We start from the raw sequence: 15,763 nt of genomic DNA on the forward strand, positions 1-15,763 counted from the left end.
TATGAGTGGCACAACTTGCTCCGGTACGAGTGGCACAACTTGCTCCGGTATGAGTGGCACAACTTGCTCCGGTTTGAGTGGCACAGTTACATCGGTATAGGTGGCACAACATGAGTCAGCCTATCCATAAATCATCGTGGAATTGTTCGATATATTGAATTTTCATCTTTTTGGGCTGATTGAATTGGGCAAAACTTTCATTACTGATTTTTTCATGATTCAAGAAGAGGACTTCTACTGATTCTTCTTGATTAGCTGCCATTTTCAGCCTTAGCTTCATTTCTTTTAGTGTTTTGTTCAACAGCCAACGTTTTCTCTTTTTAATCAATTGAAGGCTTCTGTTGATGGAGAAATGTTTTCCGGCTTTCTTTGAGAAATATTTTAGCTGATAGGAATCCTCAATTTTTTCAAAATAAATGCTCGCTTTAAAATAGTCCTCTGTATAGCCAATTCCTAACAAATGAATATCTCTGCCCGTTTTTCCAGCAGCATATTCGTAATCGGCTTTAATGAGCGCGTAGGACTCAGTAGAAACATAAACCCTGCCTATATATTCCCCTCCACTTTTTGGAGTGAAATCTATAATAAAAACATCTTCTCCATTTACTCTGGTTCCTCCAGTTAAAGTGTATTTATATTTCCCTGGGCTATAGAGGAATTCCCATTCATCAGTATTTTCAATGCTTGAGTATTCTAACCAATACCTAATGCTCGATCTCATATATCTGGTGCTGCTACTGTCATTGGAAATTGGAGTTTCGGTAATGCTATCATTTTCTTCTTCTTGGATATCTAGCTTTTGGCCAAAGATCCCACTTTTTATTTTCCAATATTCTTCTTCTCCTGTATCTTTAAATAGGTTTTCAAATATTTTACCTATTTGTTCAAACTCAGCAATATCTTCTTCTTTTAAAGAGACCGTACGTTTTGGATCTACTTTTAAGCTGTCACTTTTGCCTTCGAAAAAGTAAAGGTTTCCCAAAAAGTCAGTGTAAGAAGTAATATGTCTAGGAACTTTTTTTACCGTATTTTGTATTAAATCCTCATCAAGTTGATCAATGGATAGCTTCTTAACATTCGTACTGAGGTTTTCTATATCAGTAATATCTCTGGAACGAATAAAAACCTGATTATTTGAACTGATGTATTTATAGTTTTTGTCTTTGTTTTCAACTACCTTTTTGATGATATCTTTTGGGTTCGGAGGATTCCCATACACAAAAGCTTCACTCAAATTGATCATATCTTCTTCGAGATAAACAGTCATTTCAGGAGTGGTTTGGTTCACGAGTACCTTATGCGACTTGTATCCAATAAACTGAAAACTGAGCGTGTCTTGAGCTGAGAAAGGAGATAGGTCAAATGAGAAACTTCCTTTTTCATTACTTACCGTTCCTTTGTATTTTTGAAGTATAACGATATTGGCATAGGGTAGTACTTCATTGGTGTTTTTATCAATGATGGAGCCACGAATAATATGGTTTTCTTCATTTTGCCCAAAAGAGATGAGGGTAACAAAAACAAAAATTGAGAATATTAAGCTGCGTTTTTTCATGTTTCTTAGACTGTTTTGAATTGTGATTAGTTACAGTGAGAATGTATTTTTATTCAAATGTATATGAAAAGTGGTGAGAATTTTGTGTTTTTAAATATTGTTCTGAGTTTGTATAAAAAATAATACCCATTATTTCCTCTTATTTTAGGAGGCAATTAAATATATTGATGTATTTATTTACTTAGTGTATATTCGATGTCTATTTTGCAGAACGAAGTGTTATAGCTGAGCAGCCTATTGTGATAATTATTAATACTTGTCTATTTCTGAGTAAATTAGCTAAAAATGTTTATTTTTGAATAATATAAGAACTCTTTTATGTCACGAAAAATAAACACTTCCTATTTAAAGACGCTTTGTTTGCTACTTATTATTTTCATGAGTAGTATAAGTATTGCTCAGGCTCAACTAACCATTATTAGTGATTCCACCGAGAATTATTATGGTTTTCCGGATATTGATTTTGAGATTGAAAAACTCAATAAATATCTAAAAACCACCAAGAAAAACCTCTCCAATAAATCGCAATCTGCATTGGTAGATAGTAATTTCAGAAAGCTAACCAAAAGGATTAATATTGAAGAGGAGGAGTTTGAAGATTATAATCATAAGAATTTATCCAAGTTCTTTTTGATCAATACCAATAGAATATGGGCGGGGTATGAGAGTCAGTTAAAGGGTTGGCAAACTTATATTTATGAAACCCTAAGCCAACTAGAAAAACAGACACTCTCTTTAAATGAGAAAAAGCAAAAGTGGCAAAGTACTGCAAAAAATATTGGTGATCAGAATGTTCCATTGTCTATTAAAGAAAGGATACAAAAGGTCTTGTCGGAGATTAAAACACTTCAAAAAGCCAATTATCAATATAGTATCAGACTGATTAACCTAGAAAATGACATCACTGATCAGCTGGTGGTGGTTGAGTCTGTTATTTTGGATTTGGAGGAGCTTCAGGAGAGTTATAGAACCAAATTATTTCAAATGTCAGAAGTAGCTATTTGGAATATTGGTCTTAAAGACTCATTTGAAGGTACCGCCTTTGCAAGGGTGAAAAAAGCATGGTACGAGAATACCAAGTCTTTTAATAATAATGCAGAAGTTTATTTACAGTACCTCAGCAGTTATGTTTTTGCTTGTCTCTTCATTTTGGCTCTCATTATCTTTTTAAGATTCCGATATATTAAGATTTTCGGCTCGGATCATAAGTCTTTAAAATCCGATATTAACTATATTTTGATTGCAAAGCCCTATGCCAGCGCTTCAAGTTTATTCATTTTGTTCTTCTTTATTACTTTTCGAAATATTCCTTTAGCCTTAACTGGGATCATGGGAATGTTATTATTGATAAACATATATTCGGCTTCTTTCTCCTATACAAAGAAACAAGGGAAATCCATTTTAGTACGTTTCATTATCCTAATGCTTTTGAATAATATAGAAGTTTTATTCTGGTATTTTGGTCATTATTCTAGACTATATATTTTATTGGAGACCACTTTAGCTGTTGTTTTCACTGCAGGCTATTTAACCACTAAATTTACAACACAAACCTTACCAAACCTTCGTTTTAGAAAAGCAATTTCCATCCTTCGGTATCCGGTGTTCTTTTTATTTTTGGCCAGTTTTATTGGAAATATTTTTGGTTTCTTAAACCTATCAGTCTTATTCCTGAAAATTGGCATACAAATTACTGCCGCTATTATTATCATCGTAGGATTATGGCATATGGTTTTAAGTTTGATAGAGATTATAAGCCACCTGATTCGTAATCATGAAAATCTTAAAGTACTCCATTATGTTCCGCTTTTTAAAAAGCGTTTGACGCAATTTCTTGGTGTTTTGTTTATGTATTTACTTCTCTATGTTATCTTGGCTATTCTTGAACTTGAAGCTCCTTTTGATGAGTTTATGGAAGATTTTTTTGAGATGGAGAGGCATTTAGGAGGGTTTGTGTTTACTTATCTGAGCATATTCCAATTTATAATTAGCATAGCTATCACCTATGGTTTGTATTCGCTTGTTGGAATTATTTTTGACAATAAAAACTTCAAGAAATCGCAATCCTTAAGAGGTATTCCTGCTGCTATTGGGATGACACTAAAAATTATTATTGGATTTAGTGGTGTTATGATTGCTCTTACAGCGGCGGGTTTCGATATGACCAAACTTAGTATTATCATGGGAGCACTAAGTGTGGGTATTGGTTTTGGTTTGCAAAATGTGGTGAATAACTTTATCTCAGGATTGATTCTGATTTATGAGCGTCCTGTGCAGGTTGGTGATATCATTGAAATAGGACCATTAATTGGAGAGATTAAAAGCATAGGTATTAGAAGTAGTAATATTAGAACCTATGATGGGTCTGAAGTGGTGGTGCCAAATTCTAATCTGGTTTCAGACCAATTGATCAATTGGACTTTATCGGATGATTATAAAAGGATAGAGATCATTGTTGGAGTTGCTTATGGTACCGACCCTAATAAAGTGATTGAAATTTTGAATAAGGTGGCTAGAGAAAGTGATATGGTGGTAAATCAGCCAGAACCACGTGTATTATTCAATGAGTTTGGTGATAGTTCTTTGAATTTCCGTTTGCTATTTTGGACTTTGTTTGATAATGGCTTACAGGCCAGAAGTGATATTTCGGTTTTAATAGCCGATGCTTTTGCTAAAAACAATGTTGAGATACCTTTCCCACAGCTCGATTTACATGTGAAGGAGGAGCAGGAGCAGGATAAAAAACTTCTAGAAACGGAGGATGGTTCTGGAGAGCCAAAGATGAAACGGGATGAAGGCTAAAAAAGCTTCTAAAATTACCTCTATTTATCAGGTACATATTTCTGTATTCCTTTTTGGATTTGCAGGTTTGTTTGGGAAATGGATCGGTTTAAATGCCATAACTATAGTGTGGGGGAGGGTGCTTTTTGCTTCATTGGCATTTGGAATGTGGTTTCTGGTGAAACGCGAAAATCCATTTCGAATTCCATTTAAGTCTTATATTTATTATTTCCCTTTGGGTGCTTTATTGGCCTTTCATTGGTGGAGTTTCTTTGCATCTATTCAAATGAGTACTGTTACCATTGGACTCATTAGCTTCTCGAGTTTTCCTATTTTTACTTCTTTACTTGAACCTCTCATTTTCAAAAAACCTTGGAAGTATTCTTGGTTTATCTTAGCCCTCCTCAGTTCTATTGGTATTTATTTGATTTTACCAGAATGGAATTGGGAATCTGAATATACAAAAGGCGTTTTTTGGGGCATCATGAGCGGATTGAGTTTTTCTTTTATCACCATTTTAAATCGCTATCTATTATTATATAAGACTTTTGGAAAAGAGAATTCTTCCATTGAGTTGACCTTCTTTCAAGATTTATTTGCCATGGTTTGTCTGTTTCCTTTATTATTTCTTTTTCCTGAAGATATAAATATAATGGCGTGGTCGCAATTGCTTTTATTAGGATTGGTGTTTACTGCTTTAGCTCACCTGTTATATATTAATGGATTGAAGAAAGTAGAAGCTAGAACCGCTTCCTTAATCTCCAATATGGAGCCAGTTTGGGGCATTTTATTTGCTGTTTTATTATTAGGTGAAAGTTTGAATGGTAAATTATTATTTGGTGGCTTTTTAATTCTACTATCAGCGATTTTGGCCAGTCGATTATCAAAAAAGGCAGGCTAAGTTTTTAATCGCTCCAATATTTTTTGTATATTAGATATGAATATGGTATAAGGTTTGTAAAATAATCACTGAAAAATAAAAATAATGAATACTTCAGTCAATAAACTAAGTCATTCTGCTGCGGAATTATTAAAGCAGAGAACTCAACTATCGGATAAAGAATTTCAATCTAAAATGGAGGGTTTAGTTGGTGATTTAGCTTTGTTATCGGAACGAACAGATATTAAAGCAGCTAACGAATTGGGCTTGATGGAAAAGATGAGCTTCGAAATTAGAACCCCTATGAATTCAATATTAGGCTTTACAGGTTTGTTGAAAGATAGCTATTTTACCTTAGAAGAGAAAGATGAGTTTATTTCATTAATTGAAAAAAATACGGAACAGCTGGTAGAACTTTTAAATGATTTAACGGATTTAACAAAAATTGAAAACTTACAGGTGAATGTGAGGATGGAGAAGTTTGAAATTAATGTTTTCTTATTGTCTTTTATTTCCAATTTTCAAGAATTGGCACAAAGTAAGAATATTGTATTGAGGAAAAAGACTAGTGCTAACCTAGCGCAAGATGCGTGTGTTTATACGGATCCATATCAATTGCGTAGAATACTCGATAATCTGCTTTCTAATTTGATTAAGTTTATTGACAATAAAAACATCACCTTAGAAGCTGAAGTTTCTGAAGGAAGCCAATTGGTTTTAAAGATTTCTAGTGATTTTACAGAGTTGCCAGAAACCATCAGTAGAAGTATTAAAAAGCATATCGAGCTTAGCGGAGAACAAGCTAGCTTCGATGGAACTGGTTTGAAGTTGACCCTTACTAAGGCTATGGTGGACTTATTAAATGGAGAAATAGAATTCAATACTTTGGAAGGCAAGGGAAGCCAATTTGTGGTGAAAATCCCAGTAAAGGTTTGTAATATGAATACTTAGATATTAAAAAAGCCTGCAATCGCAGGCTTTTTTAATTCATGGTTTTCTTTGTAATCTAATTAAAGCCTGTCAATAGACTCAAGAGTCTGCTCTAGAAAGTTTGATAATGAGACTTGCGATGAGCTGAATAACCATAAGTTTACTTTTGTAAATGCTTGTTTTCAGTGCAAGCCTAACGAAATTAGTGGATTTTATAGACAGACATTAATTAAGAGTAAATTTAATAGGCATTCTATACTGAACCCTTACCGTTTTTCCTCTTTGTTCTCCAGGCTTCCATTTGGGCATTGACTTAATGACTCTTAAGGCTTCTTGATCTAATTCATCAGAAACTCCTCTCATTAATTCTACTTCTGTAATGCTTCCATCTTTTTCCACCACAAAGGTTACAAATACTCGGCCTTCAATACCTTCTTTTTTGGCTTTCTCAGGGTATGTTACATTTTGCCCGATATAAGTATACATGGCCTTCTCTCCACCAGGAAACATGGGCATGGTTTCCACAACTAAGAAAGTTTCTTCTTTAGTGTCTGTTTCTGCTTCTTCGGTTTTTACTTCTTCTGGAACTTCTGGTTTTATAGGTTCTTGAGTTACTTCTTGTGGTTCATTAATTTCTTCCTTGGCTGAGTCCATGGTGCAACTCACAAAGGCTGGAGAAATGAATGCCATACTTAAAAATGCCATTAAAAATAAACGGCTCCACTTTTTGTTTTCTTTTTTTGTCATCATGATAAATCTATTTTTTAGAAATGTTTGATTGAAATGATTGCTGAGTAAATTAAATTCCACTTGGAATACTTGATTGAGCAATAATTGCTGATAATTGGAGATGTTTTTTGATTGGCTTAATACTTTTTCATCCACTGCATATTCATGTTGTAAACGCAGCTCTCTTTCCATTAAGAATAGGATGGGATTAAACCAAAAAGCAATTTGAAAGGCTTTGATCATAAAGATGTCAAAGCTATGCAGCATCTGAGTGTGAGATTTCTCGTGGGCGATAATTGAGGAATTATGTTGGTCCTCTTCTCTGATGAATATCCAATTGAAGAAACTGAAATTATGCTTGTTATTGAGGAATATTTTTTCTCCTACAAGCTCAGAAAATAGGGGTGAGGATTGTCTTTTTACATTAAAGACTGAAAGAATCTCCCATATAAACTTGACTAGGAAGACTCCTGATATGATGGCATAGGCCAAAAGTAGAATGGGGAGAATGGAAAAGGTATTTGTGCTTGTGCTGTTTAAAGTTGGGCTACCAATCACTATGGGTTCTAACTGAACTTGGTAAAGGATGACCTCATTCATAAAGCCAAAATCTAATAGAGGAATCATAAAAGAGCTGGCTAAGGAGACCAATAAGAAAATTCGGTTGAACAAGAAGTTCGAGTATTTGCGAAGCACGAGGAAATAAAATCCGAAAAGCAAGAACAAGCTCAGACCGGATTCTAGTGCATAAAGTAGAAAGCTATTCATCATCACCTCCTTTTTGTTTGTTTATTTCTGCGTCCATCATGGCTCTAATGGCTTCCATATCTTTAAGATCGAGCTTCTCTTGCCGGGTTAAAAAGGAAACCAAAGACTGGTAGGAGTTGCTAAAATAATTCTGCACAAAATTGCTGAAATACTTATCGGCATATTCTTTCTTACTCATAAGAGGATAGTATTGATGCGATTTTCCAAAGGCTTTGTGGGCCACAAATTTCTTTTTCACCAAAATGCGAACAATGGTAGAAACGGTATTATAAGCCGGTTTAGGTTCAGGGAATTTCTCTATAATTTCATTGACAAAAGCTTCCTCCAAATCCCAAAGTATTTGCATGATTTCCTCTTCTGCCTTTGTTAATCTTTTGCTTTCCATATGCTATTATTTGTGAACTAATTTCTTAGTTGATAAATACAAAAATAATACCAGAATAGATCTTCCTATTTCTGGTGCGACAAATATATAACTAATTATTTAGTTTCACAACTAATTGTTTAGTTAATATGCTTTTTGCGACAAAGAGCTGTTATCGCTCCGAGCGATAACACCTCTTGTTAGAAGTTTTGTTTAAAGAAGCTAGATGCTTATTTCCAACGTTCTTTAGCCCATTCTTTTTGCTCCTCATCAGTAAGGAAAGTCCAAGCCACAAAACGACTTACTTTATTTCCTTGACCCATGGGAATGACCTTAATTTGTTTCGGACGGAATTTTTTAAGTGTTGCAATGGCATTTTTTACTCTACTCTCTCTGGAGATAAGGCTAGTAAACCAAAAGCAAGATTGGGCGAAATCTCTACTTTCTATCACCATGTTTTTTAGGAAAAACTCTTCACCACCTTTGCACCAGAGCTCATGACTTTGGCCTCCGAAGTTGAGCGGAGCTTCTATCTTTTTGCCTTTACTCAAGTTACTCACCTTTCTCTGGCTTGCCTCTTGTGCTTCTATGGCTGAGGAATGAAATGGAGGATTGCAAACGACCATATCGTAGCGTTCGTCTTTTTTAATGACTCCTCTGAAAATATTCTGATTATACTTTTGTAGCCTCACTTCTATATTTCCTTTTAGAGGAGGGTTGTTCTCGATGATTTTCTCTGCCGATTTAATGGATTTAGCATCAATCTCAGAACCTACAAAACTCCAACCATATTCCTGATGACCAATCACCGGATAAATGAGGTTGGCACCAGTTCCAATATCCAGGCATTTTATTTTTGTGCCTTTGGGTATCTTTCCATAATTCTTTTCTGCTAATAAGTCGGCAGCATACAAAAGATAGTCAGCACGACCAGGAATGGGAGGGCATAAATACTCTTCAGGAATATCCCAGAAATCTACCTTATAGAAATGCTTTAGCAAAGCAGTATTTAGCATTTTAACAGCCAATGGATTTGCAAAATCAATAGACAAATCTCCAAAATCATTAGCCCTTACATAGGGTTTTAGTTCCGGACAACTTTCCACCAATATCTCGAAGTCATAACGTTCTTTATGTTTATTTCGAGTGTGAAGTTGAGATTTAACCTGGGGATGTTTTCTTTTTGCTGGCATGTTTTCCTTCTATTTATTTGGAGTACAAACTTAATAATACAAAGCTTGATAAAAAAAGTCCAAACCATGAAATTCAAAGTTTGGACTATATATTGTAAAATAAGCTCTAATTATGGAGCCAATTTATTTTGCTATTTCTACACGAACGGCATTCATTCCTTTCATTCCACGTTCCACGTCGAATAAAACGATATCGTTTTCTTTAATCTTACCTGTTACGCTATTAATATGAACGAAGAATTTCTCTTGAGTATCTTGTTCCTTAATAAAACCAAATCCTTTAGTATCGTTAAAGAATTCTACCTTTCCTCTTCTTTTTCCAATAACTTCATCTCTGTCTCTCTTTGGAACACCTATTTCGATGCTTTCGAGGGCAATTTTTGTTTTCTTGGTTGGATCTGGTGGAGTGTCAACAATTTGGCCATTCTCATCCACGTAAGCTAACATGCTTTCAAAGCCTCCTCCGGCCTCAGCGTTATTTTTTCTTTCTTCTTTCTTTTGCTGTTTAGCCTTCTTTTTCTTAGCGCGGAGTTTTTCCTTTTCTTTTTTATTATAGGTTTCTTGTGATTTAGCCATTCTTGCTTCTTAATTGTTTTAAATTTTTAAATGATCCTTTTTCCTCTTAAGGAATTAGGAAATTTTCGTTTGCAAAGGTAGTCTTTTTTTTAATGTGTTTATAATAAGTTGTAAATCAATTATTTCATCTTCTGCGCTTTTAGTATTGAACTAGACTGTAAGGGATTATCATCTTTATTGTGAATCATTCTAATTTCAGTTTAAAAAAGCCTTTAATTTTTCGAGTATAAAAAAGCAGAAACCTAAAGGGATGTGCTTTTTTACTATAGTATTCCGACCATTTCGGCAGGTTCAATAATCTAAGCTCCGTGGGGTCTATATTATTATTAACTCATTTTGGAATTTAGAATGGTAAATCATCCTCCTCTTCAGAACTTGGGGTAGTTGCTGCATTTTGAGTTGGTAGTGCTGGCTCCGATGCTTGTGGAGATGCCGCATCCTGTTGTTGGTATCCTCCGCCCCCAGCAGATGAGATTTTTAAAACCTTTTCGCCTTGAATTTCTGTGGTATATCTTTTATTACCATTTTCATCGTCCCAAGAGCGAGTTTTTATTTTGCCTTCAAGGTATATTTTATCTCCTTTTACCAAATTTTTCTCGGCCAACCAACGCCATAAAACAATATTATGCCATTCGGTCTGCTCTACCCAATTATCGCTTTTGTCTTTATAACTTTCTGTAGTGGCTAAGCTAAATGCAGCTCTTTTTACTCCATTCTCGTAAGTCATTACTTCTGGGTCTTTTCCCAAGTTTCCTACCAATATTACCTTATTTATACCAGCCATTTTATAGATGTTTAATTATTAATCGTTATTGAACCAGCCAAATTACTAAAAATAGAAATGCCACATCAGCAAATTAGAGATTGTTGAAAAATTATTAGGCAAATGCTAATTAGATGATTAGATGTATTGTCTATGCTCTCAATTGGTTATTGGCGATACGAGACCAACGAAAGAGTGCTGCAAAACCATAAAGAATAAACAGAAGAATTAAATGAATCACATTTAATGCCACATGTTCCCAATCGGCTCCCAATTCCAAAACCCTAGTGAAAGCTTGTACGAAAGGTGTCATGGGGGAGAATTGTGCCAAATATTGCACCCAGACTGGCATAGCCTGAAATGGCCAGCTAAATCCACTTAAGAGGAAGATAGGATAGGAAGAAAAGGCGATTACTTCTAAATAGCCCACTTGGGTTCTGAAGAAACTACTGATAAAGACCCCAAACATCAATACTGCAAGCGACATGGCAAAAGCTATGATAAGCATGCTGTCCCAAGAGCCATGAACATTAAGTTCGAAAATAGGGAATATGGTTGTTAGGAAAAGAAGGAAATAGGCAAAATATAAAAGCATATAAAAACCCAGTTTCCCAATGAAATATTTGTAAATTCGACCATTAACCAAACTTAATATTTCTGGCAAAGCTTTTTTCTGCCTGTCTTTTGTAAAACTTTCACCAATTCCAAAGAGGAGGGTTTGATGAAGGATAAGGATAAATAATCCGGGCAATAAGAACCCACCATAGGTATTTAATGGATTGGCTATTCCTCTCACATCGGGTTCCAATGGCATCACTATTTCCATGGCGTTTTCAGGATTTACTCCATGTGCCATATAGTATTTTAATCTGATACCTGCTCCTGCTGTAATCAATACTTTCTGCAAATCCTTATTGGGATTATTGCTGGGCAAAAACTGTGTGGTATTTAGGTAGACAGCTAAGTCAGTGCCTTTCATACTGAGCAGTTGTGCCTCAAAATCGGCAGGGAAATATATGAAGCCTTGAACATTTAACTTATTAATCTCGTCGACTCCTTGTTCGAAACTTGTCAAATACTCACTTATTTGTATTTGTTGAGTGGCGTCCAAAGCTCTAATTAATTCTCTGCTACTTGATGAATTATCTAAGTCGAAAACGGCAATAGGAACCTCCTCAATATCTTTGTTGATATATATACTTCCTAAGAAAAAAGCATATAATATTGGTGCCAAAAGAAAGGTTAGAATCAAACTATGATCGCTAAATAATTGTTTAATTTCGTAATTGGCTACTCTTAGTATCCCTTTCATATGTTCGCCTCCTGTCTTTTTGTATAATTCTTCAATTGTATGCTTAAAACAGGGAAGCTCACCAGTAATCCAATTATGGCAAATATGATGAGCACTATAATTTCATTTACAGCATATTTTAGAGGAGTCTGCATGAGTTCTATTTTGAAGAAACCATATAGGAAGTGTGTGTATGGAATGATTCCTGCATAGAATTTACTATACCAAGGCATTCCAAGTAAAGGGAAAGTAAAGCCACTAAAAACAAAAGCAGGAGAATTGTAAAATAATACCACATCCATGGACAACATTTCGTCGAGGAAGATGGTAGAAACCGCAAAACCAAGGAAAATGGAGGCGCTAATAAACACAAATAACAGTAGTATCATAGACCAAATCTCACCATTCAATGGGATATTGAACAAGGGGAAAAAGATACCAAAAATCATCAAAGCAAAGATGGAGAAGGCAATCAATTGAGCCATATATTTCCCCAATAGCATTTTAAATACAGAGCCTTTGGTTATGTTAATCATTTCTGTAATTCCGCCCGTATTAAACTCTCTATTAAAAGCTCTCACGGCCACAAACATGATAAACATCTGCATCAATACGGTCATTAAGCCAGGGCCTAGGTAGAACAAGTAATTATAGCTGGGGTTATAAAGAGGTTTAAAACTTAATCGCATGGGCTGAAAGAGTTCCATGCTTTGTTTTTCGGTGAGTCCTTGTGCCTGCATCTTTTGAATAAGGATTCCAGCGGAGGTTGTTAATACTATTTCCGAACTGGCTTTATAGATTAAGTTTCCGAAAACGATATTACTAGAGTTGGTATAGACAACAACTTTCTGACTTCTCGATCTCAGAACTTCTCTTTCCAGGTCGTGAGGAATATATACAATACCTTGTACTTTCCCCGATTGAAAGGCCTCTTGCATGTCCTCCTCAGAAGTGAGCTGTTGAGCGACTGACAAATAAGGTGAAGCTTCTAAGAATCTTGTTAAGGTTCTGCTGAGTTCAGAATGATCTTGATCGTATACAGCAATAGGCAAATCATTGATATTTCCTTTGCCATAAAGGCTATTCAAAAGGAAATATACCACGATAGGAACCGCAATTAGAAGTAAGAATCCACTTCTACTGGTATATAAATATTGGAGCTCTCTCCAAATGATCGATAGGAATCCTCGCATATGAATCTATCTGTCAAATTTTACAGTCATACCAGGTCTGAAACCGTCAATAGGTTTTGTTGGATGTAGATGCACTTCAAAAGTCTTCATTTCGAATTCCCCTTTTTCGCGGGAAGGAACCCAATTGGCAAACGCAGCCATTGGTGCCATATACGAAACCTGGAACTCAGCAGTGGCATCTACACCAGGGATATATCCGCTCATCTTCGTTCCTTTTTTAAATTCGGGCATTAGGTCTTCTTTTAATTGAAGAATGACATATGTTTTTTCTGGAATCATGATGCTGAAAACAGGATAACCAGCTGCAACTACCTCACCCTCCTCAGCAATTTGATTACTGATTTCACCATCGAGGGGAGCTATTATTTTTAATTCCTTATGATAAGCTTGGGCTTCTGCATAAACCGAATTGGCCTGTTGGTATTTGCCCATGGCCATTGCTATATCTTCTTTTCTGGCTCCTTCTTCTGCCATATCAAAAACCGATTTTGCCATTTTCATTTGGTCTCTCGCGGCCTGATATTTGAATTCCATCTCATCCATTTCTTGGCTAGAGATAATGCTATCCGCATATAATAATTGAAATCTTTTATAAGTTTTTTGCGCAAAGTCGAATTGGCTTTTGGCCATATCGTACTGGCTTTTGGCGGCTTCTTTTTCTTGAATTCTAGCACCCGTTTTGGCTTTGTCTACCAATCCATCAGCAGCATCTAATACACCTTGAGCTTGTCCTAGTTTGGCGTTTAAAATAGAGGATTCGTAAATTGCCAATACCTGACCTTTTTTTACTAAATCGCCATTTTTTACTAAAATACTATCTATACGTCCTGGGATTTCAGATGCCACATGAATCACTTTGGTTTCTGCTATTCCTAGGAGGAAGTCAGCTTCTTGCTGTTTGCTATATTTAAATAGGAAGAAAATGGCAACAGCAGCAATAATTACTGGAATGCTTAAGGCTAAATAATTTGTTCTTATCTTCATTTCTAAAGGTATTTTATTTTAAGATTTATTGACTCAGAGGAGCGAATAAAATTTAATTCTGATTAAAGATTTCTAATATTTTCTCTGGTTGTGCAGTGGCAGTGTAAAAATCTGCCAATGCGTTATAATAGTCGTACAAGCTAACGAGTTCCTCTACCAATTCGCCTTCAAGTAGCAAACGAGCATCTAAAACATCAAGGCTAGCTGTTAGGCCTTCAGTGAATCGCTTTTCGTTGACTCTTAAATTTTCCTCTGCCATGGCGATTACCGCTTGCATTTCTTGGTATTTGCTTTGACTATTTAATATGTTGATATAAGATTTATTCACCCAAAGTTTGATTTGGTTTCTGGCATAATCCTCAGCATAATCTACCTCCATCTCTAAATGTTTGGCGGCTTTCATTTCATTAATATTCTTTAAGCCGTTAAACAGGTTCATCTTTACTTGAATACCTAGCATCACTGGTGGTTGAATAATAGGGAGCTCTTCTCTAAAGAAACCATATTCTCCCCAAGCAACAACCTTTGGTAGTATTTCGGAGCGTTTTACATTATAGTTCTGGCGAACCATGATTCTCTTTTGTTCTAAGATACCAAAGATGGGTTGGGCCTCATAAGCGTCTTGTAAGGAGGAATCCAAGGCGATAGCATTCATGTGATACTTCATTTTGTCACTGATGACTAATACTGTATCTTCCTTCATACCCATTTCCGATTTGAGGGCTAATAATGCCAATTGAAGATTGTTCTCATCGTCCTTCATTTTTCTTTTGGCATCGGCAACGGCCACATCAGCTCTTAATAAAACATGAGGCGGAACCACACCAATTTCAATGGCTTTTTCAGCTTCGTTACGATGTTCTTTCATTCCTTCTAGAACATTTGCACGTGTTTCCACAACATCTTGTAATAAAACAACAGCTAAATATCTTTTGATAATGGTTTGTGTGACTTCATTACTCACCTTAATTAGCTCATAACTGGCTTCATTAGATTCTGCCTTGGCAAATTTGGTTCCAGCAATAATTTTTCCGCCCATAAAAATAGGCTGTGTGGCTACAATATTGGCAGTAGGCATATGTTGATTGTCAATCTCAATATTGTAGGCAGGTAATTTGCTTAAACTGCTATTGATAGAATTATATAATCCTTGTTGAAATTCTGGAGAGGTTTCAATAGGAATTATTTCGTTTGCTACAGCCACTCCATATTTTGATAATACATCATCTAAGGAGCCTTTCACTTGTTCCATATTGATTTGCATGTTTTCGCTAAGGTAGGTATAGCCTCCAGCTGCGGTAATCTTTGGAAGGAAATTTCCCTTCATGGCAGCGTGTTCATATTGTTTTTGAAATACGACTTCCTTCTGACGCAAAATCTCTTCGTTATGTTGTATGCCATAAGCTATGGCATCCGTAAGGCTAATGTTTTGAGATTTTACTGAGGTGGGAAAGCTCATTATTACCATCAAGATAATTAGATGTGGCCAAGGTATATTTGGTTTTGTTTTTCCGTATTGAAACATATAGTATACTTTATTTGTGGGCGCAAAAATAGTATTTTTATAAACTATTTGTACTAAAAATGTGAAATAGAACAAAAAAATAATTTTATAGTCATATAAAACACATGTAATGAGTGTTGTATGGTGGTGTAAAAAAATATTTATTATTGTAAATATAAGACTTTTCTGGTTTAATAATAGTATTATAGGAGAAAAAAATCATTTTTGGGTCTGGCTTGAATGATTAATATA

13 protein-coding genes are annotated in these 15,763 nt (G+C 35.3%); 3 read left to right on the top strand and 10 right to left on the bottom strand.

Going from position 1 to position 15,763, the window contains the following annotated elements:
- Positions 1 to 115 precede the first annotated feature (115 nt).
- Positions 116 to 1,555, bottom strand: a complete 1,440-nt coding sequence (locus HNS40_RS13790) for a carboxypeptidase-like regulatory domain-containing protein (RefSeq protein WP_172281789.1) — start codon at positions 1,553 to 1,555, stop codon at positions 116 to 118.
- Positions 1,556 to 1,873: 318 nt separating this feature from the next.
- On the opposite strand from HNS40_RS13790, the gene HNS40_RS13795 reads away from it, so the two are divergent.
- The 3 genes from HNS40_RS13795 to HNS40_RS13805 all read left to right on the top strand — a co-directional run bounded on the left by HNS40_RS13795 (position 1,874) and on the right by HNS40_RS13805 (position 6,167).
- On the top strand, positions 1,874 to 4,357 hold the full coding sequence (locus tag HNS40_RS13795; protein WP_172281791.1) for a mechanosensitive ion channel family protein: 2,484 nt from the start codon (positions 1,874 to 1,876) through the stop codon (positions 4,355 to 4,357).
- Positions 4,347 to 5,237, top strand: a complete 891-nt coding sequence (locus HNS40_RS13800; RefSeq protein ID WP_172281793.1) for a DMT family transporter — start codon at positions 4,347 to 4,349, stop codon at positions 5,235 to 5,237. Before HNS40_RS13795 ends, HNS40_RS13800 begins: the two co-directional genes overlap by 11 nt.
- A gap of 84 nt (positions 5,238 to 5,321) precedes the next feature.
- Positions 5,322 to 6,167 (top strand): HAMP domain-containing sensor histidine kinase, encoded by an 846-nt coding sequence (locus HNS40_RS13805; RefSeq protein WP_172281796.1) that lies wholly within the window; start codon positions 5,322 to 5,324, stop codon positions 6,165 to 6,167.
- A gap of 204 nt (positions 6,168 to 6,371) precedes the next feature.
- Here the strand turns inward: HNS40_RS13805 and HNS40_RS13810 are convergent, their stop codons facing one another.
- The 9 genes from HNS40_RS13810 to HNS40_RS13850 all read right to left on the bottom strand — a co-directional run bounded on the left by HNS40_RS13810 (position 6,372) and on the right by HNS40_RS13850 (position 15,532).
- The gene (locus tag HNS40_RS13810; RefSeq protein WP_172281798.1) at positions 6,372 to 7,502 is read right to left on the bottom strand and encodes a TonB family protein; all 1,131 of its coding nucleotides are present in this window, start codon (positions 7,500 to 7,502) and stop codon (positions 6,372 to 6,374) included.
- A 133-nt stretch (positions 7,503 to 7,635) separates the two neighbouring features.
- The gene (locus HNS40_RS13815) at positions 7,636 to 8,028 is read right to left on the bottom strand and encodes a BlaI/MecI/CopY family transcriptional regulator (protein WP_172281800.1); all 393 of its coding nucleotides are present in this window, start codon (positions 8,026 to 8,028) and stop codon (positions 7,636 to 7,638) included.
- Between the two features lie 209 nt (positions 8,029 to 8,237).
- Positions 8,238 to 9,200, bottom strand: coding sequence for a 23S rRNA (adenine(1618)-N(6))-methyltransferase RlmF (gene rlmF / locus HNS40_RS13820; protein WP_172281803.1), 963 nt, complete (start codon positions 9,198 to 9,200; stop codon positions 8,238 to 8,240).
- Positions 9,201 to 9,323: 123 nt separating this feature from the next.
- Positions 9,324 to 9,776 carry a cold-shock protein gene (locus HNS40_RS13825; RefSeq protein ID WP_172281805.1) on the bottom strand — a complete coding sequence of 151 codons (453 nt, stop codon included), beginning with the start codon at positions 9,774 to 9,776 and terminating at the stop codon, positions 9,324 to 9,326.
- A gap of 343 nt (positions 9,777 to 10,119) precedes the next feature.
- Positions 10,120 to 10,560 (bottom strand): single-stranded DNA-binding protein, encoded by a 441-nt coding sequence (locus HNS40_RS13830; RefSeq protein WP_172281807.1) that lies wholly within the window; start codon positions 10,558 to 10,560, stop codon positions 10,120 to 10,122.
- Between the two features lie 130 nt (positions 10,561 to 10,690).
- Entirely contained in the window at positions 10,691 to 11,851 is a 1,161-nt protein-coding gene (locus tag HNS40_RS13835; RefSeq protein WP_172281809.1) for an ABC transporter permease, read from the bottom strand.
- Positions 11,848 to 13,023 carry an ABC transporter permease gene (locus HNS40_RS13840; RefSeq protein WP_172281811.1) on the bottom strand — a complete coding sequence of 392 codons (1,176 nt, stop codon included), beginning with the start codon at positions 13,021 to 13,023 and terminating at the stop codon, positions 11,848 to 11,850. Before HNS40_RS13840 ends, HNS40_RS13835 begins: the two co-directional genes overlap by 4 nt.
- A gap of 6 nt (positions 13,024 to 13,029) precedes the next feature.
- Positions 13,030 to 14,007 carry an HlyD family secretion protein gene (locus tag HNS40_RS13845; RefSeq protein ID WP_216663707.1) on the bottom strand — a complete coding sequence of 326 codons (978 nt, stop codon included), beginning with the start codon at positions 14,005 to 14,007 and terminating at the stop codon, positions 13,030 to 13,032.
- Positions 14,008 to 14,059: 52 nt separating this feature from the next.
- Positions 14,060 to 15,532, bottom strand: coding sequence for a TolC family protein (locus HNS40_RS13850; protein WP_172281813.1), 1,473 nt, complete (start codon positions 15,530 to 15,532; stop codon positions 14,060 to 14,062).
- Between the last annotated feature and the right edge of the window lie 231 nt (positions 15,533 to 15,763).

This window comes from Lentimicrobium sp. S6 (assembly GCF_013166635.1).
Classification (GTDB): Bacteria; Bacteroidota; Bacteroidia; order Bacteroidales; family UBA12170; genus UBA12170.